Source organism: Runella defluvii (assembly GCF_014195535.1).
Taxonomy (GTDB): Bacteria; Bacteroidota; Bacteroidia; order Cytophagales; family Spirosomataceae; genus Runella; species Runella defluvii.
Genome location: NZ_JACIBY010000011.1, coordinates 1 through 22,907 on the forward strand (window position 1 = coordinate 1; position 22,907 = coordinate 22,907).

15 protein-coding genes are annotated in these 22,907 nt (G+C 46.6%); 2 read left to right on the plus strand and 13 right to left on the minus strand.

Annotated features, from left to right (window positions below):
- Window positions 1–156 precede the first annotated feature (156 nt).
- Window positions 157–753 carry a hypothetical protein gene (locus FHS57_RS21835; RefSeq protein ID WP_183977401.1) on the plus strand — a complete coding sequence of 199 codons (597 nt, stop codon included), beginning with the start codon at window positions 157–159 and terminating at the stop codon, window positions 751–753.
- Between the two features lie 28 nt (window positions 754–781).
- On the opposite strand, the gene FHS57_RS21840 is transcribed toward FHS57_RS21835, so the two are convergent.
- Window positions 782–2,116, minus strand: coding sequence for a ComEC/Rec2 family competence protein (locus FHS57_RS21840; protein ID WP_229601415.1), 1,335 nt, complete (start codon window positions 2,114–2,116; stop codon window positions 782–784).
- Between the two features lie 148 nt (window positions 2,117–2,264).
- Complete coding sequence (locus FHS57_RS21850) at window positions 2,265–3,119, minus strand: CPBP family intramembrane glutamic endopeptidase (RefSeq protein WP_183977402.1); 855 nt, start codon at window positions 3,117–3,119, stop codon at window positions 2,265–2,267.
- Window positions 3,120–3,322: 203 nt separating this feature from the next.
- Between FHS57_RS21850 and FHS57_RS21855 the strand changes: the two genes are divergently transcribed.
- Window positions 3,323–3,754 (plus strand): Hsp20/alpha crystallin family protein, encoded by a 432-nt coding sequence (locus FHS57_RS21855; RefSeq protein WP_183977403.1) that lies wholly within the window; start codon window positions 3,323–3,325, stop codon window positions 3,752–3,754.
- A 98-nt stretch (window positions 3,755–3,852) separates the two neighbouring features.
- On the opposite strand, the gene proB is transcribed toward FHS57_RS21855, so the two are convergent.
- The 11 genes from proB to FHS57_RS21910 form a co-directional block, all read right to left on the minus strand.
- Window positions 3,853–4,884 carry a glutamate 5-kinase gene (gene proB, locus FHS57_RS21860; protein ID WP_183977404.1) on the minus strand — a complete coding sequence of 344 codons (1,032 nt, stop codon included), beginning with the start codon at window positions 4,882–4,884 and terminating at the stop codon, window positions 3,853–3,855.
- 51 nt (window positions 4,885–4,935) lie between these two features.
- Window positions 4,936–6,696, minus strand: a complete 1,761-nt coding sequence (locus FHS57_RS21865; protein ID WP_183977406.1) for a purple acid phosphatase family protein — start codon at window positions 6,694–6,696, stop codon at window positions 4,936–4,938.
- An 87-nt stretch (window positions 6,697–6,783) separates the two neighbouring features.
- The gene (locus FHS57_RS21870) at window positions 6,784–8,427 is read right to left on the minus strand and encodes a glycerophosphodiester phosphodiesterase family protein (protein WP_183977408.1); all 1,644 of its coding nucleotides are present in this window, start codon (window positions 8,425–8,427) and stop codon (window positions 6,784–6,786) included.
- A 15-nt stretch (window positions 8,428–8,442) separates the two neighbouring features.
- On the minus strand, window positions 8,443–8,634 hold the full coding sequence (locus FHS57_RS21875) for a hypothetical protein (protein ID WP_183977410.1): 192 nt from the start codon (window positions 8,632–8,634) through the stop codon (window positions 8,443–8,445).
- Between the two features lie 57 nt (window positions 8,635–8,691).
- On the minus strand, window positions 8,692–10,050 hold the full coding sequence (locus FHS57_RS21880) for a PhoPQ-activated pathogenicity-related family protein (RefSeq protein ID WP_183977412.1): 1,359 nt from the start codon (window positions 10,048–10,050) through the stop codon (window positions 8,692–8,694).
- 27 nt (window positions 10,051–10,077) lie between these two features.
- Window positions 10,078–10,929, minus strand: coding sequence for a glycerophosphodiester phosphodiesterase family protein (locus tag FHS57_RS21885; protein ID WP_183977413.1), 852 nt, complete (start codon window positions 10,927–10,929; stop codon window positions 10,078–10,080).
- A 12-nt stretch (window positions 10,930–10,941) separates the two neighbouring features.
- Window positions 10,942–12,195, minus strand: coding sequence for a hypothetical protein (locus FHS57_RS21890; RefSeq protein WP_183977415.1), 1,254 nt, complete (start codon window positions 12,193–12,195; stop codon window positions 10,942–10,944).
- A gap of 279 nt (window positions 12,196–12,474) precedes the next feature.
- On the minus strand, window positions 12,475–14,112 hold the full coding sequence (locus FHS57_RS21895) for a SusD/RagB family nutrient-binding outer membrane lipoprotein (protein ID WP_183977417.1): 1,638 nt from the start codon (window positions 14,110–14,112) through the stop codon (window positions 12,475–12,477).
- 24 nt (window positions 14,113–14,136) lie between these two features.
- The gene (locus FHS57_RS21900) at window positions 14,137–17,550 is read right to left on the minus strand and encodes a SusC/RagA family TonB-linked outer membrane protein (RefSeq protein ID WP_229601416.1); all 3,414 of its coding nucleotides are present in this window, start codon (window positions 17,548–17,550) and stop codon (window positions 14,137–14,139) included.
- Between the two features lie 185 nt (window positions 17,551–17,735).
- Window positions 17,736–19,424, minus strand: coding sequence for a SusD/RagB family nutrient-binding outer membrane lipoprotein (locus FHS57_RS21905; protein ID WP_310587012.1), 1,689 nt, complete (start codon window positions 19,422–19,424; stop codon window positions 17,736–17,738).
- 29 nt (window positions 19,425–19,453) lie between these two features.
- A complete protein-coding gene (locus FHS57_RS21910; RefSeq protein ID WP_183977421.1) occupies window positions 19,454–22,738 on the minus strand; it encodes a SusC/RagA family TonB-linked outer membrane protein in 3,285 nt (1,094 codons plus the stop codon).
- Window positions 22,739–22,907: the final 169 nt, after the last annotated feature.

Below are 22,907 nucleotides of genomic sequence, written 5' to 3' on the forward strand. Positions count from 1 at the left end.
ATTTAAACAACTCTTTCGAGGGTTTATTATCACTAAGTCAATATGTCAAAAAACGAGTTTATAAATTATGTATATCGGGTAGGTTTCTAAAACCTCACAGGTCTGGTCTGGTTTGTAACTTCATGCAGAGCAACAAGTCTAAACCCTAAAACTTATATGAAAGGATTAGGGTTATTTGAGCCAGATAAATTTTATCATTTGGTAAATCACGCTGTTGGCAGCGAGAATCTTTTTCGATGTAGCGATAACTACTATTATTTTCTAAATCGGTATGCCTATCACACGCAGGAGGTATTAAAGACGTATGCGTACTGCCTAATGCCCAATCATTTCCATTTATTAGTTCGTGTATGCTCTTGGGACGAACTTGAAAAAGCCCCGAAATTTGAAGGAGTCGTGCACAAATTTGTAATGCAAAAAATAAGTAATTGGCTCAATGGGTATGCGAGAGCATACAATATTAAATACGAAAGGAAGGGCGCTCTTTTTATTGATTACACCAAACGATTTGAAGTAGATAATGAGGAGTACTTTACCGCGGCAGTGAATTATATTCATCAAAACCCCGTCAATCATGGATTTGTATCACATCCTTATGACTGGGAGCATTCTTCGTACCATGCTTTTCTCTCGCAAAAGAGCACAAAACTAAAGCGCGATGAAGTAGTAGAGTGGTTTAGAGGGACAAACGAATTTCAGAAGTTTCATCAAATGAATAAAGGTAACCTAGATGATCTTATAGAGGGGTTTTAGCCTTATTAGTTTTCGTCTTTAGGTAGGTTTACTTCGACTGGTAGGGGCCATACACCGCCTTGACACGAAACGATTCGGTGGTATCGTCCAGCACCATTATTTGGTACTTTTTGCCGCCTTTTTCGACCCGTATTACCACGTGTCCACCTTCGCTTTGGAGGCGAGGCAATAGGTCAGCAATGGCCGTTTTGGCTTCTGGAAGCAGGTTGGTCATAAATACATCGCGCGGGCCTTTGTAAAACTCTTCCGAAAACATCCGCTCAAGCACATCCTTCCCTGGATGCGACGATGCCCAGCTCGGCACCACCATCACGCGTGGCTGCAAGCGAGTCAGTAACGCACCATTTTGGGAATCAGGATAACCGTGGTGGTCAACGAGTTGTACCTCTACTGGCCCTACCACCTGCGCAATTGGCGTTTCTACATCGTGCCACGCGGGTGCGCCAAATCGAATAACCCCTTGTAAATCTCCCCCCGAGAAATAATCGAATTTCCCATAGCGAATCTGAAATACGGCACTGCACATATTTTCGTTGGGAAAATCAGCCGATTTTAGCGAAGACAGCGGTGGAAAAAGTGATGCAGTTTGGTTGCCTGACCCCGTCCACATTTCCCCATTAACGGCAATGTTTCGCACCTCAAAAGGGTATTTTTTGCTCTTCAAAAGCACAAGTTGGTCGTTACTTCCTGCCCGAAAACGCTCAATGTCCATCCCTTTGTGCTGCTGTTGCCATTGCAAAAACCGCCGATAATTACTCACCATCGAATCGGCCGTCATGGGAGTAGGATACGAGTAATCAGGCCAACCTCGGTCAATTATTTTTCGAATTGGAATTAGTTCTCCCACTTCTGTAATTCCAGCCAAGGTATATCCAGCACTCGATTGCTTCATAACATTGAGAGGTGTACCCATGTGGTCGTCGTGGAAATGAGAAATTAGGGCGTAGTCAATAGCGGGCGAGGTCTGGTGCGCCAATGCTTTCTGAACATAGCGCGCTATCCACTCCCCTGCCTGTCGTTCGTTGGAGGGTTTTGTTGGGATATTTCGGGGCTTATTCGTCCGCCAATCTCGCGAATTAATAGCGCCCGCATCCACCAGCAAGGTTGTTCCGTCGGGAAATACCAGCAGCGTAGCACTACCTTGTCCTGTGTTGATGTGGTGAATATCTAACCCACCTTCTTTCCACTTCGGCAATGGTTTCCCTACCTGCTGCGCCAAGGAGCAAAGGGAAAAAAGGCAAAGAACAAGGAGCAAAGCCAGCCGTACAGAGGGTTGCTCACAACCAACGACTGCTGGGAATGTCGAGTGAAGACGGGGTCGCCCGAGCGATGCAGAATGTCGAATATATTGAGCGTAAATCATTTCCGTGGGGAGGGTTGCTCACAACCCGACGACTGCTGAGAACGTGCAGAATGTCGAATATATTGAGCGTAAATCATAATCCAATGAGTAATGAAACGAAAGAAAAAACCTAAACTGGAAACCGTAAACCCTAAGCTAAAAACACCTCTCACTTCACCAATCGTTTGCGCAACAAAAGGTACAAGCCTAACGTCAGCAACCATTGCCCAATCATCAAGGGGAAATTGAGCTCGTTCATCATCCAAATGGTCGCCGTAGGAATAGAGCTACTCGGATAGCCCACGACCAAAAACGCGTACAAATTATTAGCCGCATGAACCCCCAAAGGCAATTCCAGGCTTCGGTCATACACCGTAAGAAGGCCAAAAAACACCCCTACGCCAATGTAATAAATCATGGCAATGCCCAATGAACCTGCCGCTTCTACTTCATCGTTGAAACTATGCGCCAGTCCAAACAAGATAGCGGGAATGGTCACTCCTACCCAAAAATTCCAAGAACCAATGCCCTGCATCAAATACCCCCGAAAAAACAATTCCTCAAAAGAGGTTTGAAAAGGAATAAAAAGCAGCCCCACAATCAACGATGGCAAAAACTCCGACCAGTTGAGGCTTAAACGGTATTTATCAGGAAAAAGCAAATAAGTAACTAGCTCCACGGCTACTGAACAGCCAAGCCAGAGTCCGCCCGACGCCGCCACGCGTTTCCAGTTGACTTGCCCCGACGGGACAATCATCGTAAACGGTGAGCGCTTGTGAATGTACTGTACACAAAACCAAAGTGTACCCAAGGCTACGACGAAGGAGAGAAAAACCAACGCCATCACCAAGTAAATAGGCAAAGGTTGCTCGTTTGAGCGCAGTTCGACCATTGCCCAAGCGCCTGGGATAGACCCAACGACGTTGGCAATAACTACCAGCAAAAAAACCGCTACGTAAAGGCCAAGGCGGTTGTCGCCTTGCTTAGAAGCGTCAATAAAGGAGTTGGGTTGAAGGGGAAGCATAGGGGTATTTGCAGCAATTTAAGACATTTTGTCATTAATAAAAAATGAAAATTTCGCCAATTGCGACATTTTGTCATTAAAATTATCAAAAAAATCGCGTGGTACAGGATTTGACCTTAGTAAGGCGTTGATGCAGTAAAAAAAGCCAATAACTAGCACAACTCAATTACAAACAACATAAAAACTTAAAACTACTAGCAACCATGGCAACTTTAGTAAAAACCAACGGCAACTTCCCCACTTTGTTCGGCAACGTATTCGGAAAAGATTTTAACGAGCTTTTTGCTCCCGCTAACTTGACAAACTACGGTGTCCCTGCCGTAAACATCGTTGAAGGCGAAAGCGGATTCCGTCTTGAGGTAGCTGCTCCAGGTTTGAAGAAGGAAGATTTTAAAATCAACTTGGAAAATAATGTGCTGAGCATTTCGGCTCAAAAAGAGCAAAAAACCGAAGAAACTACCGAAAAATATACGCGCAAAGAGTTTAGCTTTAACAGCTTCCGCCGCTCTTTCACGTTGCCGAATACCATCGACGGCGAGAAAATCGTAGCTACTTATACCGACGGGGTGTTGAACGTAGAGCTTCCTAAAAAAGAAGAAGCGAAGAAAACTCCTCGCTTGATTGAAATTGCGTAAGTACGTTTGTAGGTTGGGGTCGAATGTATATCGCGGTATGAGTACCGCGATACACAAATTAGAATGTGCGTCGGGGTACTCATACCCCGACGTTTTTTTTATAACAACACTATATCGTTGGCGTTGGCGACTTCAAAGTTTTGAGTACGTAGATTTTGGACAATCACCACAGAAGATTCACGGGCTTTGGCCACTGCTACCAAATTCCCTTCCGCATTAAGCAACTCCACCACTTCGCCCGCTTCAAAATCGCCCGCTACGTTTTTAATACCAACGGCCAAAAGGCTTTTCCGATTTTGAAGGGCTTGCGCAGCGCCATCGTCGATGGTAATACGGCCTGCCACCAAACTCCCACTGCCCAACCAGCGATTACGCGCCGAGAGGCTATTGTCTTGAGGAGCAAAAACGGTTCCTGTTTCTTCACGAATCGCGTGCAAAATGCCATCGGGTTCGTTCATTCCAAAAATAATGGTACGAATACCCATACGCGTCGCCAATTTCGCAAACGTCAGTTTCGACGTCATCCCTCCTAAGCCTACACTTGATTTATCGCTTCGCACAAACTGAAACACGTCATTGACCTGCAACACGCGCGGAATCACTTGGCCTTTATCATCCAGCAAACCTCCTACCGACGTACAAAGCATCAGGGTATCTGCCCCAAACCCTACGGCGATAAGCGTCGCGAGTTCGTCATTGTCCGAAAATTTCAACTCGTGGCTACTGACCACGTCGTTTTCGTTGACGATTGGAATGATGCCGTTTTCCCACAGTTCTTGAAAGGTATCTTTCATTTGTAAAAACTGGTCGCGGTTGGCAAAGTGTCCGCGTTCGCACAGGCTTTGCGCTACGGGAATATCATAAGGCGAGAAAAACTGCGCGTATTTGTTCAACAACAATAAGTTACCGATGGCCGCTGCCGCTTTGCGTTGGGTGATTTCTCCCGCGTAGCTGCGGATGTATTGTTTCCCCGCCGCCACGGCTCCCGACGACACAATAACGACGTGGTAGTCGGTGTATAACTGCGCTACTTGGCGGGCAATTTCCACCATCACAAGCTGATTGAGTTCTCCGTTCGCTTTGGTGATGGCTGCACTTCCGAATTTTAAAACTAAGATGGGCTTTGACATACAACTCGTAATCTTTGCCGCAAAGGTACAAAGGCTGACCCAAAGAGTACACTACTTTTCAATCGTCAATTCATCTTTTACCTTCCCGTCAGGGTCGAGGCAACGATACACGAGGCGGTTGCCGTCGATGCGGATGTGCTGATACACAGGGCCGCTTTGAAAACGCGCTGCTGCATAGGGCTCCTCGGGCCATTCTTTGTGGTGACTCGGGATGCTAATGGAAATGGTATAAATCGTCCCGTTTTTTGGGGTTTCTACTATTTTTTCTGCCTTCATGGGCTTGCTGCGCATGTAATAATGCACGTGCCCGCTCATGACCATGTCCACGTGGTAACGGTCAAAAAGAACGCCCCACTCTTTGCGGATTTGCGAATAGTCTTCTTCAAAATTATAGGGTGGAAAATGCAGCATCACAAACTTCCATTTGGCTTTTGAATTGGCCAATTGCTGTTCTATCCAAGCCGTTTGTTCGTGGTTCAAAAACGTCCCGTCAATCATCACAAAAAGGGCATTTTGGTACTCAAACGAATACGTACGCTCTTTGGGCAACTGCGCAGGCCCGTTGGTAGGCAAGCTAAAAAGTTGTTGGTACATCGCTGCCCCAAGGCCGTCTTGGCTATCGTGGTTGCCTGGAATGGGCATCAGCGGTTTATAACTCAAAACATTGCCTGAATGATGAAAAAACTCGTCCCATTCGTCGCGGTTCAGGCCCGTACTGACCAAATCTCCGATGATAGAATAAAACGAAATTTCGGGGTGGCGGGCTAACGTTTTTTGCGCCATTGCTCCCCAGTCGGGCGACTTGTGGGTATCGCCAAACCAAATGAACGAAAAGCCTTCGGGCGTAGCCGCTTGGGTTTTAAACGACGCTACTTCCGACCAGCCACCGCTCGCCGAACCTACCCGATAGTAGTACGTAGTGGCGGGTTGTAATCCTTTCAAATGCGCCGAAAAATGATTGATGTAACGGTCGTTGCGAAGAAGTCGGTCTTCTATCGTTATCATCGAAGCTTCTGTCCGTACAGTATCCTTTGTTTGGGCTTTCCAATAGAGCACTTGCCCTTTTGTTACGTTGGGTCGCGTGCGCCACTGCACGTCCATCGTTGTTTTGGGATCGCCGCTGAGGTTGAGCACTACTTGGTCAGGACGCGGCTGCGACGGGTAAAGTGTCTGTCGAAACGCGTTTTTTAAATGAGCTTCCCGCGCCCGTCCCCGAATCGTCGTAAAGAGAATTTGACCTCGTAACGACTCAGGCACTTCTTCAAGTACCAAATCGTCCCAATCGTGGTAAGTAAACGCGCCCACTTTCATTTCGCGAAACTGTTGATTGGCAGGCAACACCCGCGCAATCTTTACTTTGTCACCCTTTTTTTGAGGACCGACGCTGATAAAATAGACAGGACGGTGTTTGTCAAATCCGTTTATTCCCAACTGAACGGTTCCTTTGTTAAACTTCTTTTGCCAAACTTCGTAGGTATATTCTTCGTTTTTGACTTGCATAGTAGTTTTTTGGAAACCACTTTTAGCCAGCCAAAATGGAGGAACTTTCTGGGCTTGGTCGCGCATGAGCGAAACCACCACGGGCGCGTTTACCTCAAACGTCCAATAGCGCGTCGCTAAAATTTGGCGTTCTTGTGCCGACAAAAAATCAAGAATGTATTCGTCCGAAATTGTGTCTAACTGAGCGGGAGTCAATTGTTGGTACAAGCGCGTCACCGCGCCGTCGAGTACTTCTTTGACCGTGGTTTGGGCTTGGAGTTTGAACGTAAAAAAAGCAAGAAAAACGAATGGTGTGAGAAAACGTAATTGCATAAAAATCAATTAATTAAAACTTATTTGTACCTTCCCGAAAGTTTTAAACTTTCGGGAAGATGGTAACTTTCGGGAAGGTGCAATTTCCTACTTCGCAGGATACTGCTTTTCGAGCCAAGCAACGATTTTTGAAAACACATCTACCGCCGCCGATGCACTCATCCCGTGTTTTTCTTTTGGGTAAAGCTCTAACTGAGAAAGTGTTCCCAGCGATTGTAGCTTTTTATGGAGATTTTCGGCCTGACTGACATTTACCAACGGGTCTTCAACCCCGTGGAAGGAAATGGTAGGCACCGATGTTTCTTTGGTCAAATGTAATAACGGACTTGCATCAACGCAGATTTGGGCTTTGTGGTCGGGTGTTCCCAGAAAGCGAATGACGGTATTGTCAGCATCGCTGCCGTCGGGACGGATGGTTTTGTCCGTCAAGTCGGTAGGCCCCCACAAGTTGACGACGGTTTTTACCTGTTTTTTTGCGTCGTGTTTGTAAGCGTACAGCATCGCCAAATGCGCCCCTGCGCTGCCGCCCATGAGGGCAAATTCGTTGCCGTTAAAACCGTACCGTTTTGCCTTGCTCGACAAAAATTCAAGTGCTTTTTTTACGTCTTCAATTTGAGCAGGGAAAAGGTTTTGACCCTCTTTTACCAAACGATAATTGATAGAAACCACCATGTAACCCCGATTCCCGACCAACTCTTCAATCAACTGTTTGGGAAATTCGCTTTTATCTCCTCGGTTCCACGACCCTCCGTGAATATAGACAATCAGCTTGGTGTTACTGTTGTGATTGTCAGGATAAAACGCATCAAGCAAATTCTGTTTCCCTTCAGCATCGCCATACGACACATCCAACAGCGACTGATAGCTTGGTTTCTTGGGCAACGAGGCTGCATTTTGGCTCAGTCCATTTCGCCAGCCGTTGGCATTTAAGTACTTTACCAATGCTTCGGGCTGGTCGGTTTGAATGCCATTGACGCCTTTCTGAAGCGCATTGTTCCATGCTTCGGGGCCTTCCGAAGGGCTTTGAACATCTAACCAAACGCTTACGCCCTCACTTTGGGCGGCTTGCACCATTTCTTTGTCATAGATGTTATCGAGCGCCTCGATTTTGACTTGTCCCAGAAAATACCGCAGTTGGTCTTTGTTTTTCACCTCGTCAAACAAGCTCGTCATCAACGGCATTTGGGGAGCCACGCTTCGCCATTTTTTGTAGTCGGGGACTTTGTTCAAATAGACAACTATTTGATTTTCCATTCCCTCCGCCTGAATCTGTTTCCAGGTTTCGGCTACGTCCGCATTTTTAAAATCGAGGTAGATATGAATGCGGTTTTTGCACAAACGCAACACCTCCCGAAACTCAGGGATTCGGTAGGCCGTTGGGTCGTCGGCTTTGGGATTTTTGAGTTGAAGCGATTGAAGTTCGGCCCACGTTTTGTCCGATACGTTGCCTTTTCCATTGGTCATGCGGTCAACGGTGGCATCGTGGTGAATCATCAAAATACCATCTTTGCTCGTCCGTAGGTCAATTTCAACGTAATCAGCGCCGCTTTTGATGGCTTCTTCGTAAGACGCCAAGCTATTTTCGGGAACATTGACGTGGTTGCCTCGGTGAGCAATGACCACCAATTTATTCTTGGAGGTAGGAAGAACGGGAGCTGTTTGAGCAACTCCCGTAAAAATGCTAAGTAGCGCGATAAGCAGTGTTATCGCATACCTTTGGGCATATTTCATAGAAAAACGAATTAACTATCTCAGTTGAAAGGGCGTCTTTGCATCATGTTCTGACATGAGCTTATTGAAATACTCTTCCAGAATGACAGAGTACTCTGGAGCCATTTCAGTTGCTCCCAGTCCTACCAACAATTCGTCAAATTCCTCTTTCGATAGCTTGTTGCTTAATAGCTTATCGACTAGGTACTCTGGACGGGAGTGTTCCATGGTCATTTGTTTATACAGTATATCTAAAGTACGCCAAAGACTACCCAAAAGACTACTTTAAAGCACCTTTTTCTGGTCTGTCAGAAATACACGGGTACTTACCGTGTAGGTTCCTCCCTCTGGGTTTTTATATTTTAAGTCAACGTAAAACGCTTTGTAGCCGCTGCTTGGGTAGTTTTCTTTTAGCTTGATTTTTGACGTATTCGAGACTCCCAACGACTGACTTGTCCACTTCTCGTTTCTAAAATCTTTGTCTGCCGAAGTAGCCGACCATACAATCGCATCGACTAAACCATCACTTGCCGTATTTATACTCAATTTCACGCCTTTACGGCTCGACGACGCCTTCCATTTTGGGGTTGGATACGCACGGTTGTTGATGGTCGTTCCAAAAAAGGCACTCAATGCTTCCAATGCTTGCGCTCCGCCACCCAAATCGTGCCCTGCGTTGGGTACGTAGTGAATCATGTTTTGTCCAGGAATCTGGTCATAGTAATGTTTGATGGCATCCACCGTCCAGTATTCGTCGTTGGTGCCAATGAAAATAATTTTGGGCACTGTCAACTTTGCACGGTACGAATACGGGTCAATCATGGTCGTAATGGCGGCTCCTTTGGGCGTATTGGCCGTTTGGGGAATCTCCAACTTTACGTAATCTTCGATTTGAACGCTGTACTCACCGTAGCTTTTGAGCTGATAATCAAGCGTTGCTGGCATGTTGAGCATGTCAATCACCATCGGCCCGATGGCCTTTACACGCGCATCGTCAATCGCTGCCGACAGCCACGTTGTCCATCCACGTTTTGAAGCGCCTGTTACTACAAAGCTATTAACCTCGTGGTTGAGTTTTTGTTTTGAAAATGCCTGCACGGCGTCCATGGTTTTCACTGCACTTTTCACCATCGGAAACAACAACGGCCAGGTATAATCGCCGTCCTTTTTGAAGTTGTGCAAGGTGTAAGAAATGAGCGCATCTTCGGTCAATTTGCCATAAAGTGGTTGGTTAGGCGCTTGTTTCAACAATACTACAATGGCTTTATTTTTGGAAGAAATCCCCGCCAGCGGCAACCAAAGCTTGTCTTTGGTACTCCAGTTGGGTTGCTCGTCTTTATTGGAACCACCCGTAATAAACAACAGCGCGCCATCGTGGGTATTTTCTTTGGGAACAAACACCGTAAGCTGGTGACGCCACGTAATTCCTCGCCATTTTTGGGAAGTCAAGAGAAGGTTATAGCCCGTCACGTCACCCATCGGAAACGAGTCTTTCAATTCCCACGTAAAGGTATCGTCACCGTTGTTGATGTAACTTTTTAGAGCAGTTTCGGGGGTAACGTTTGCTTGTTGGGCCCGAAGTAGCGGCGTAGCGACCCAAACGATGGTCGCTATCAAAAAGTGTTTAAAAAATGGCTTACGCATTATGATTGGAGTTAGAGAGTTTTAGGGTTATAAATGAATTTTTCGTTCTTTGAGCAATTTCAACAACAACTCGGGCTCATCGGTTTGCACCACGTTTGCTCCGTGTTTGAGAAGCTGCCCCAGTGCCTCGTCAGTTTTGCCTGCCCGAAGCGCCGCATCCACGGGACCCAGTGCATTTATCCAAACCCGCGACGAATGTTTTTTGATGGTTCCCACCACTTCGGGGGTATAAAACGAGAAGTCGATGTGGACAATTTCGGGCTCAAACAACGCAATGGCCGAATCGGCTTCGGACAGCGAATGTGCCCGTGGCATCATCATGTAGTGTTTGTTTTTCTTGTCAACGTACTTCAGGATTTCGTAATCACTATCAAAGAAAATGACAATATCTTCGGTCTTGGTTTTTTGTATTACCTCCAAAACCGCGTCCATTTTGTCGGTTTTTAGGTCTAAATCGACCAAAATATGGCCTTTTGCCAACAAAAGCGCTTCTTCCAGCGTCGGAATTTTTTCAGTGGTTGCTTTGCCATTTTCAACCAAAAAAAGCTGATTAAGCTGCGCAAAAGTCATTTCTTCTAACTTTCCCTTGCCCGTTGTGGTGCGATTGACCGTCCCGTCGTGCATAATGACGGGTACACCGTCGGAAGTTACTTTTACGTCAATCTCCAAAATATCTACCCCTAGCCGTATCGCTTCTTTGATGGCGGGAATGGAGTTTTCGGGAAATTGGTTGTGCGCTGCTCGGTGCGAGGCCACCAGTACGGTAGTCGATTTTGGATTCAAGAAATCTTTTTTGATGTCTTTGACGTTTCGTTGTCCCCAAACCGTCCCCATCGACAACCCCATCATGCTCCACCAGAGCCACTGTTTTTTCATCATTTTATCGTTCAATTATTGCGCCTTCGGACTCTCTTTAACGAGTTTTAAGGCTTGTTCCATGTAAATTTCGGCAGTCATTTCTCCCAAACTGGTTCGGCTCACGTACTCATAGCGTTTGAAACTATTAAAATCCACTTTGGTGAGCATGTACCCAAAGGCGTCGTTGGTAAGGCCAAACAAAAACGGTAATTTGGTGTTCATGTTTCGCTTTAAGTAATAGCCAATGTTGGGCAAAGCTTCTCCTGGAATGGTCAGGATTTGGGCAGGGCCAATGTTCAATAGATTCACCTGCGTACTCACGCTGGCGTCTTTGGCGTTGGGGTGTTTGAGGGGTGAGTTTTTTAAAATATAACGCATCAATTCTGACTCTACGGGAAACTCTACCGTGCGCGCCGTGCAGTACAACGAAGCATTATCGAGGGTCGGGGCGGGAGTAACAATGCGCAGGGCTTCGTCGGCCAGCAGTTCGCCGATTCGGACACACTCTTCCCACGTATTGGCTTCGTTGTTCGACTCACGACGGTTATCAGCCGTGACCATTCCTCCTTGGGCACTGTTCATAAACAAGGCTATTCCGCCCACTTTTGATTCGATACGATCGTACAACGGCCCGCACATATCGGGACTCATAATTCCTCTTCCCGAGCCAATGATTTCGGGGTGAATGGCGTAGTTGACCAACGTTGCAATCGTTTTTCCTTGTTTGTTGGTCGCCTGAATCACGCCACAACGCGGGTCGTACAGCTGCGGAGCGTAGTAGTTGTACGCAATTTGACCTTTGGCTTCCCCCACCGCGATTTTCAGCGTGGCAGGTTCCAATTTTGAAACTGCCTCATTGACGGCATCGGCGATTTTTTTGACACAATCGTCCAAGTACTTCAAATCGGCCGACGACTTGCCCGTCTGGTCAGGAAACGCGTACGCATCGGGGCCACTGTGGGTGTGAGTGCAGCCAATCAACACATTTTCGGGAGGAATGCCTTTGATGAGCGCCCGCGATTTATTGCCCAACACCGACGACCAGCCAAGGTTATCGACGCCTACGATTGCCACGCGCGTTCCCCCTTTTTCGAGTACCATCACGCGGGCAAATAAGTCACCTTTTTTCTCCGTGGTAGGCTTAGGCGTACCTATCCCTCCCGAGGCAGGAAGCAGTGGATTGGGCGTGATGACCCGCAACGCCGCTCCCACGCGCAGCTCCTGCGCTATGCTCGCCACTGCTAACCAACTCCAAGCGATTACGCCAAGTATTATTCGTTTTTTCATGTTGTTTTCTGTTTGGGGTTAAAAGTTGCTTCTTCTTCGCTGGTCGGGTTGAGAGCAACCCTCCTCACTGTCATTCGACATTCGCAAACTCATCGGGTTGTGAGCAACCCTCTGCACTGAATGAAGACAGCAGCCCGCCGCACTGAGTAAGCAACTTTCTTACTGAAACTCTCCTAAAGAGCATACGGTAAACTTACATTTGTGGACTATTGAATAGAGGTATGTGCAAAAAAAGGTGGAAAGTTTTCCACCTTTTTTTATTCTCTTCAACTCTTATTCTTACCAAGGTTTGCTTGTTCCTTGGGCTACCCAAGGCTTCGACCATGGGCTATTTTTGCCATCTGCCGCCGAAAACTCGGTTTGTTCTAGTTTACTCATCGCACTTTCGGTATTCACCTTATTCAAATTACGTTCGTCGAGCATGTAGAAAAACCGAACTGGCAATACTTTGCGCTTGGCTTGTGGCCCTGCTACCAACGCAGGAAACCCTGTTCTGCGGTAGTCAAACCATGCTTCTTGCGCCGCCGTCCAACTCGAAATCCATTTTTGCTCGATGATTTGTTTCAACGTTCCGTCGTATTTTACCCCATCTCCTGCAATGTAAGTAGCATAGCTGCTTCCTACGCCCCAAGTATCTAAAGAGGCTTTTACTCCTGCTTCATAATGCGTTTTGGCATCGCCTACCGCCCAGCCTTTCAGCGCAGCTTCGGCCAAAATAAACCGTATTTCGGCAGCCGACATCAAACGCGACTTCAAAAGTGTTCCTTTGGCTTGTTTGTAAATGTCGTTCAACCACGATACGTGCGGGTTATTGGCCGCTTGTTCGGCGGTTGGGCTAAGGTTGTAAGAAGCTCCCCCCACAATCGCCGTTGGAAGACCCACGTACTCGTTGGTATTATAGTCTTTTCCAGCCACTTTATCGGGCGACAAATAGCGTTTGCTACCGTCGATTTTGTCCGTTCCTTTGGGCAAAGATGGATCCACTACCAACTGAATTTTTACCTTATTGGCCCAAACTCCCAGGCGCGGGTCTTTGATTGCCAATAATCTATCTACAAACGTAGCCGCCATTTTGATACGACGGTAGTTACTTTCACTGGCATCATAAATGGCGTTGGCAGGCCAAGAATCGTCGTTGCTATTTCCCGCAAAAGGCATGGCGCAGTCGTCAGCAATGGCCGTGATAATGGGATACTGCGTCGCATTTCCTACAATTTTTTCAATACCTGCTTTGGCTACATCAGGTTTTTTGCTCGAAATGCGCATGTAATAACGCAACGCCAAGGAGTTGGCTAACTTACGCCATTTGGCAGGCGCTCCCGCATAATAAACATCGGCTGTACCAACAGTTACGGGATAGTCTGTCGCATTTTTGGAGAGCAAGGTGTTTGCTTTCTCAAGGTCGGCCAAAATTCCCGTGTAAATCGCCTCTTGCGAATCGTACGAAGGGAACGTATTGGCAGCGCCGCCATCGGCTCCTTTCAAAGCCGAAGTGTAAGGCGCATCCCCCCAAAGGTCGGTAATCAACCCAAACATCATAGATTTCATCACCAGCGCGATGCCTTGATGCAACTCTGAGTTGGTAGCAATGGCACGGTCATAGACGTATTGGTTGTTACGCAAAATATCGTAGTAGCCCGCCCAGCTTTGGCTTCCGCCCCAATCGTACTCGTTGTGGCCGCTACTCCAGCCGTCTTTTTGGGTATGCTGCATCACGCCTGCAATGTCTTGGTAGCCCAAGTTGACAAACGCTTTTCCGCTTTCGGTCAAAACGGTTGATAACACCAAGTTTGGATTGGCATTAGCGGGGTTGACGCCGTTGGGGTTTTCGTTGAGTACAGTTAAATCTTTACAAGAAAATACTGTACAAGAAAACAAAAGCACCAAGCAAGTTGATTTAAAGTTCTTGATTTTCATTGCCTTACTATTGTTTATGTTTTCTTAGAATGTGAGACCCAATTTAAAACCGACTGGAATAACCCAAGGATTGACGTTGTAGCGTTCGATACCTTGTTTAAACTGGCTTCCGCCGCCTTGTACACCTGATTCTTGCTGGAATGCCATTTCTGGATCAATGTTGATTTTGGCGGCTGTCCAAAGAATGATGTTACGGCTATAGACCGAGAAGTTGGCACTTTGTACACCGACTTTTTTCAACCAGCTCTGTGGCAAATCGTACCCAAGCGTAATTTCACGCAGCTTGAGGAAAGAGGCATCGTACAAAAACGCTCTCGTAAACGACCAAGCGGTACTTCCTGCAAATGGTAAAACCAACGTCCCTGTTTCTCCCAAGTTTTCTTTGAAACCTGTTGGATTTCCGTTGGCATCGTAGCCCGTTGCTATTACTCCAGGAATAAATACTCCTCCGTAAGGAAGCGTGTAAGGACCATACTTAAACGGATACCCACCATAATCAGGCGTTGGCCCACCTACCAACGGGAAGTTGTTGCCGTTGATGAGCACCATTTTGTCTTGGTTTGCCACCAAATAATCGCGGAGGGCTTTGCCCGTCAACCCGTTAGGATTGAATAGTTTATCCAAGAACAACTGCGACTGTCCGTTTTCTTCCCCGAAGCGATAGGTTTGTGACACAAAGTCGCCACCATTACGCCAGTCGAAAGACATACTCAAGCTAAAGCCTTTGTACGAAATCGAGGTCTGCAAGCCCATGATAAATTTAGGGTTGAAGTTTCCGATTTTGTTTCTCGTATTGATGGCATCAATCGACTGCCACTTGCCTGTTTGGTCCAAAATAGGGTAGCCATAATACGGCGATTCTTTGCTTTCAACCGTCACTACTTTGGCGTCATAAATATCTCCAATCTGCTCACCTACGTACGTCCAAGCACCTCCTTTGGCATCTGTCCAGAGTGTATAGTAAGGCAAGTCATCCGAAAGTTGCTTGATGGTGGTACGGTTGCGGGTCCAGTTAGCATTGATGTCCCAGCGCCAGTTGTTGCGGTCGATGGGCGTTCCACCCAACACAAATTCAAAGCCTTTGCTCACCAAAAGTCCTGCATTGATGTTTTTAAGGGTATAACCCGACGACGGCGGAAGTTTGGTACTTAGAATCTGGTTGCGGTTTTCTACCATGTAGTACGTACCAGAGAAGCGCAAACGATTTTTAAACAAATTAAGGTCAATACCACTTTCGTACGACGTTACGATTTCTGGTTTGAGGTCAGAAATAAGGAGCGTACCTGGCGTACTGAGGCGCGGTACACCATCCCAAGTACCTGCGTTGCCCAGCGTTCCGAGCAATTGGTACGGGTTGGCGTCGTTACCTACCTGAGCAAATCCTGTACGAAGTTTCAACATACTGATTTGGTTGGTCAACGGAAGCATTTCGTTCACCAACAAGCTCAACGAAGCCGATGGGTAGAAATACGAGCGATTGGCCGCAGGGAGCGTACTTGACCAGTCGTTGCGGGCAGTTACGTCCAAAAACACCATGTCTTTGTACCCAATGTTTGCCAATCCGTAGCCACTATAAATAGCTCTTTGGAACCACGAGCTGTTGTAGTCAAGGTTAGCAGGGGCAATGTTTTGGATGGTGTAAACCCCTGGTACAATCAAACCTGTACCACTTTTGGTAGCATTGGTAACGTTTGAGCCTTTTTGGTAACGGGCATTTCCACCCACCGAAAACGACAAGCTTATGTCTTTAATGTCTTTCTTGTAAGTGGCTAAGAAATCGGCATTGCTTTCAAAATTGGCGATGTCGATGATTCCGTACGCGCCACGCGGGTCGTTGGTGTAGCTATTGGCTACCTTCATTTCGCGTTTTTCGTTGTAAGTATCTATGGCATAGCGGCCCATCAAACTAATTTCGGGCGTAATCTGCCATTCTGCTCTGATGTTTCCAAACGCACGGTCGCGCACAAAACTATTGTTTACTTCGTAGGCTAAGAAGTACGGGTTATTCCAAATGCCTTTGAACTGCGAGCGCTGCTGCAACCCTTCCTGCCCTGGCAACCAGTAGTTTTCTAAGTCACGGATATCTGTATGCGGCGACACAGCATAGGCCCATTGGAGCGGGTTGGCACCTCGGTTTCCTGCGGGGCGGTTGTTTGAGTTAGAGCGGCTCAAGTCTAAGTTGGTACTCACCCGCAGTTTGTCGCTTACTTTGACCGATGTATTTAAGTTGATGGTATTTCTAAACAAATCAGAATTGGGGATAATGCCCTTGTGCTGCATGTTTGAATACGACAAGCGGTAGTTGAACATATCGGTGCTGTTGGCAATCGAAACGCCGTTGGTGGTTGTCACCCCTGTTTGCACAAAGTTTTTGACGTTATTTGGGTGCGACACAAGCGGCATTTTCATGGGCTTTCCATCGGCGCCAATGGGGCTGTTCCATTGTACTTCTTCGTAGCCTTTGTCCAAAGCTGCGCCGTAAGTAGCCGCAACGTTTTCTTGAACCAAACCTCCAAATGGATTACTCAAAGGTGTGCCACTGATGGCAGGTGGAATGGCCGAAAACTGTCCTGTTCCAAACTGAGTTTGCCATTTCAAATACTTAAATGGTTTGTCAAAAACTGTATTAGACGTAATCGAAACGGTCATTTTTTTGGCTTTAGAGCCGCTTTTTGTGGTTATAAGCACCACGCCGTTCCCCGCCCGCGAACCATACAACGCCGCTGCACTTGGCCCTTTCAAAATCGACACACTTTCGATATCGTCGGGGTTAAGGCTCGAAATAGAGTTCCCAAAGTCAGCACGGTTATCGTTCCCGACTTGGCTAATGTTGTTGAGGGTGTTGGCCAACGGCACCCCATCGACCACAAACAAAGGCTGGTTGTCGCTGCTCAACGAAGTAGCACCGCGAATCACCATACTCACCGATGACCCCGTTCCGCCCGTTGAGCTGATAGTCACCCCAGCCACTTTTCCCGCCATGGCGTTCAAGACGTTTTCTTGGGCCACGCGGTTCAGGTCTTTGCTGTCGATTTTACCCACAGAATACCCCAATGATTTTTCTTCGCGCTTGATACCCAAGGCGGTTACGACCACTTCTTTCAGGTTTTCAATCCCTGGCGTGAGCACAATGTCCACCACATTTCGGTTGCCGACGACTACTTCTGAGGCATCATAACCGACAAACGAAAATACCAACGTTGGATTAGCGCCGCTGACTTCGATGCTGTACGCTCCAGTGGCGTTACTGGTCGAACCCTTTTGGGTTCCTTTCAAGATTACATTGACTCCTGGCATAGGAGCACCGTCTTCTTTGGAAGTAATTTTTCCAGTGACGGTTCGTGTTTGAGCTATGGCTTGGGAAATACATAGCCCAACTACCAACATCATCATTCCCAAATACCTCAGCATCTGAGAAGGTGTAGAGTTTTTAATCATGTTATTAATTGGTTAAGTAGTTGTATTATTCCCTTTTACGTATGCCAAAGTAAAAAGGGCTATCCACATTTACCTTTTTTTACAACCAATTGAAATAAAGTAACATAAAAGCCATTTTGGAAACATTTAGATAAAAAAAAGGGCAGAAATATTCTGCCCTTTTTTTGTTCAACTAACCCAAAAAATTACCAAGGCTTATTCGTCCCTTGAAGAACCCAAGGTTTCGACCATTGGCTATTTTTTCCTCTTAAACCAGAATGTTTTGTTACCTCTAATTTATTGATAGCTGCGTCAGCATTGGTACGGTTGAAGTTTACTTCATTGTCTCCGTAGTTGAAACGAACCGCCACAACAGGCTCGGCCGAAGCAGGCCCTGCTTTCAACGCTGGCAAACCTGTACGGCGGTAATCAAACCACGCTTCCGTTGCCATTGTCCAGTTGGCAAGCCACTTTTGCTCCATCACTTGCGCCAAGGTATTGTTAAATGCAACCCCTGGTTTAGCTATAAACGCATCATACTGCGAACCTACTCCCCAAGTTTCAAGAGAATTTTTGACACCTGCATTGTAATTCGCCTGAGCGGTTCCTACCGACCAGCCTTTCAAAGCTGCTTCGGCCAAAATAAACGACGCTTCGGCCGATGATGCCAAACGCGCTTTCAACAATCCACCGCTGCTTCCACGGTAAATTTCAGCCAACTGAGATACGTGCTGGTTTTGTACCGTTTGGCCAGGCGTTGGGTTGTTGTTGTAGGTATCAGGCTGGATAAGCCCCGCAGGTACACCCACATACTCGCCCGTGTCCAACGTACCTTTATACAACTTAGGATTATAATGACGCGTATATTTTGTCCCTTTTTTCACCTCAGCCAGCAACACTACGTCTGTCAAATAACTTACGCCTTGTTGAATCACCCCATCTTTACGGATAAACTTATCAACGTCGGTTGTGAGGGTTTCGTCAGCTACCCAGCGAACGTGAACAGGGGCAAGCCATACTTTCAAACGAGGGTCGCCCGTTGACACAAGTGCATTTACAAACGCTTGCGCAGGTTTTTTTCTTCTAAAGTTTGACTGCTCTTGGTCAAAAGCTACTGCGCCAGGCCACGCGTTTCCAGAAGTTGCACCGATGTAAGCCATGGTGGCGTCTTCTGCTTGGGTTTTGATGTAAATACCTGAGCTATAAATTGCTTCGATTCCAGCTTTTGCTTCAGCAGGCATTTTTTCAGAAACACGCATGTAATAACGCAACAACAACGTATTGGCAAATTTCTGCCACGAGGTAGGGTTTCCTGCGTAAAACAAATCGTAACCTGTCGTATAACCCGTCGCATCTTTTGTTCCAAAAAGCTCAGAAGCCGCCTTCAAATCAGCGATAATTCCTTTGTAAATTACTTCTTGGCTATCAAAAGCAGGTTTCAACAATTCGTTAGATTGATCGCCTTTTACTGCCGATGTATAAGGAGCATCTCCCCACAAATCCGTGATAACCCCAAAGATAAACGAGCGCATTGTCAGCGCCACGCCTTGGTGGAACTTGTAGTTGAGCGCAACCGAACGCTTATACATAAACTCGTTGTTACGAAGCATGTTGTACCAGCCGCTCCAATCTTGCGGGCCCCAGTCATAGTGGTTGACGCCACTAAACCAGCCGTCGTGTTGGATGTGCTGGGCTACCCCTGCTACGTCGCCGTAGCCAAGTTCCAAATACGCTCTTGCCGCCGAGTTCATTACCTCAGGCATCATTAGGTTGGGGTTGGCAGTAGCTGGGTCAATCCCGTTTGGGTTTACGTTTGTTTCCGTCAAACGATCGCTACACGACGAGGCAACCACAATTGCCAAGGCCAACGCCGATTTTGATAAGATTTTTAACATTTTCATCGTACGCTATGAATGTTAGTTGATTACAAATTGAAGTTTAACTTAAACCCGATTGGCATGGTCCAAGGCATTACGTTTTGCAACTCAATACCTTGTCTGAAACGTCCGCCGTCTGCTTGGAATGCTCTTTCAGGGTCGATTCCGATTTTTGCAGCGTTCCAAAGCATGAGGTTACGGGTGAAAATTGAGATGCTAGCATTACGGAACCCACCAATGTTAGGGATATTGTAACTCAACGAAAGCTCTCTCATTTTCAAGAAAGACGCGTCAAACGTAATTTGTTGGTTGTAGCTCCAAGGATAGGTGTTTGAAATAGGGAAAATGTTAGTACCTGCACCACCCAAATGCTCCTTGTACGTACCATCAGCTTGTAAAATTACCCCTGGTACGAAAGCACCATCGCCATCGGCACCCATACCACCTGTTGCTTTGGTGTAGCCACCTACGCGAGGGAAGTTTCCGTTTTCAGGAATGATGTATTGTTCTGGATTAGATTTAAGAAGAGCAACTAGCTCAGCTTCCGAATACAATCCACCAGGAATTAGGTTATTAATTTGGCGTTGCGATTTCCAGTCAGACTCGCCGTAGCGGTAAGTATAAGATTGGAAGTTTCCGCCGATGCGTGCGTCAAAGCTAGCCGCCAATGAGAAGCGCTTATACGAAAGCGTGGTTTGCATACCCATGATAAAATTAGGGTTGAAGTTTCCTACTTTCATCCGAGCATTCCGATCATTGACAGGAATCCAGCTACCATTTCTGTCCAAAATAGGCCAACGGTAATAAGGCGAAGACGCATCTTGCACTGTTGCGTAGCCACGGCTATAGATGTCACCAATTTCTTGTCCTACGTACGTAAAGGCACCACCGTTGTTGTCATCCCAAAGCTGGTAGAAATCCATGCCTTCGGTCAACTCTTTGATACGCGTACGGTTACGAGTAAAGTTTACATTTACGTCTAAGTTCCAGCCATTTTTGTCGCGGATTGGGCTACCACCAAGGTTGATTTCCCAGCCTTTACTTGCCAACAAACCTGCGTTGATAAGCTTGCTACCAAAACCTGAAGAAGAAGGTGTGGTAATGCTCAAAATCTGGTTTTTGTTTTCTACGTAGTAGTACGTTCCTTCAAAACGGATGCGGTTTTCAAACAAACCAAAATCCAATCCAAACTCCGTTGAAGTAGCGATTTCTGGTTTCAACTGGGCATTCAACAACGTACCCGGTACGTTGGTCGTAATCAAGCTTCCCCACGTCCCTGTACCCAACGTTGGTACCAACTGATAAGGAGCGGCGTCATTACCCACTTGTGCCCAACCTGCTCTGAATTTCAACAATGAAATTGATTTTGGTAAGCTAAAGGTATAATTGGCCAACCAGCTCAACGAAGCCGATGGGTAGAAATACGAACGGTTTTCGGCAGGAAGTGTACTCGACCAGTCGTTACGAGCTGTTAGGTCTAAGTAAAGCATGTTTTTATAACCCATCGATGCCATTCCATAGACACTATAAATCTCTTTCTTATTGCTTCCGTTGCTCACCTGCAACGACGCCAATGGAATGTTTGAGATACGGTACAAGCCTGGCACAGTCAGAATGCTACCACCCATGTAGTCTTCTTTGTAGTTCTGCACCATGTAGTTTGCTCCACCCGACACGCTCACATCAAACGATTTGATGGCTTTTTTGTAGGTCAACAAGAAATCTGTGTTTGTTTCATTACGACCAATTCCTTGCAAGTAGTAACCTCCGTTTCTTACACGAGAGTAGCTCCAAGGAATTTTGGTTTCACGGTCTTCCGTAAACATATCGTACGATACCCGTGCAAAAGCCGAGAGTTCTGGCGTGATGTTATAATCCAACTTCATGTTTCCATACACACGGTCACGGTTGAAACCGTTATTGATTCCGTACGCCAAGAAATAAGGGTTGTCACCGTTTGCTGAAGGAGAAAGTTGGCGAATTTGCTCGTTACCAGGTACCCAGTAATTTTTCAAATCTCTCACGTCCACGTGTGGCCATAAGTACACTGCTTCCAATGGGTTAGCACCACGGTTGGCGGTCGATGGACGGTTTTTAGAGAAAGAGCGAACGAAGTTCAAGTTAGTGCTAAGTTTAACTTTGTTGCTAATATCGTACGTCCCTGCGGCTGATAAGGTATGGCGTTTCAAATCCGAGTTAGGAATCGGACCATTGTTTTGCATGTAGTTGTACGAAACGCGGTAGGTACTCTTATCGCTCGAACCCGAAATCGACAAGTTGTTGGTTGTCGTAATCCCTGTTTCCAAGAAGTTTTTCATGTTGTCTTTGTACGACTTCAACTCGGTTGGAATTTTCTGACCATTGGCATCCAACGGGCTATTCCACTGCGCTGCCAAGATACCTTTATCCAACTCTGGACCCGCCCAATACGCCGACGTTTCGTCTAAGCGCGCATTGCGGTTTCCGTTGGCGTACTTGTAGTGAAAATCCAAGAAGCGGTAAGGAGTTTCGAAGACGTTGCTGGTTGAGAAAGAAACGCCCAAGCCTTTGCCTTTTTTGCCCGACTTGGTCGTAATCAAAATCACCCCATTTCCAGCGCGTGAACCGTACAATGCCGCTGCACTTGGGCCTTTCAAGACCGATACACTTTCTACATCGTCGGGGTTAAGGTCAGAGATGGCGTTACCGTAGTCAACGTTGTTACGGTCTCCCATCGCACGAAGGTTGTTCAAGCTGTTGGCAATGGGTACACCGTCCACCACAAAAAGCGGTTGGTTATCATTGCTCAATGATTTTGCACCACGAATGATGATGCTTACCGATGAACCAACGCCGCTGGTCTGGTTGATTTGTACCCCAGCCACGCGCCCCGAAAGGGCGTTCAACACGTTTTCTTGCGGTACGTTCACGATGTCTTTACCAGACACCTCCCCTACCGAGTAACCGAGGGCACGTTTTTCGCGTTTGATACCCAAGGCCGTTACTACCACTTCCCCGAGTGTTTCGGCACCGGGGTTCAATTTTACGTCAATCATGTTACGGTTTCCTACCACAACTTCCGTTGGATCATACCCAACAAACGAAAAAACGAGGACTGGATTAGCCCCGTTTACCTCAATTGAGTAGTTACCTGATGCGTTTGTGCTGGTCCCTTTTTGGGTACCCTTTAGTACGACGTTCACGCCAGGCATGGCAGATCCGTCTTCGCCAGTCGTTACTTTACCTGTGATGGTTCTAAGTTGGGCGTACACTGAAGTACAGAGGCCTCCCCATACCAATCCTATTACAAGTAACATCCTCGTTACCCGCTCTAAAGGAAAAAAGTGTTTCATATAGTCTGCTAAGTTTAATTAGTTAGTACCAATGGTACGTACTAACCAAATATTCAGACTATTGCAGATTTATTATTTTTTGGTAAAGAAAAGGAAAGGTTCGATTAACGTTTATAGACAAAAAATATTTTAACTCTCTAATTATCAGCAATTTATCTACACATAAAAA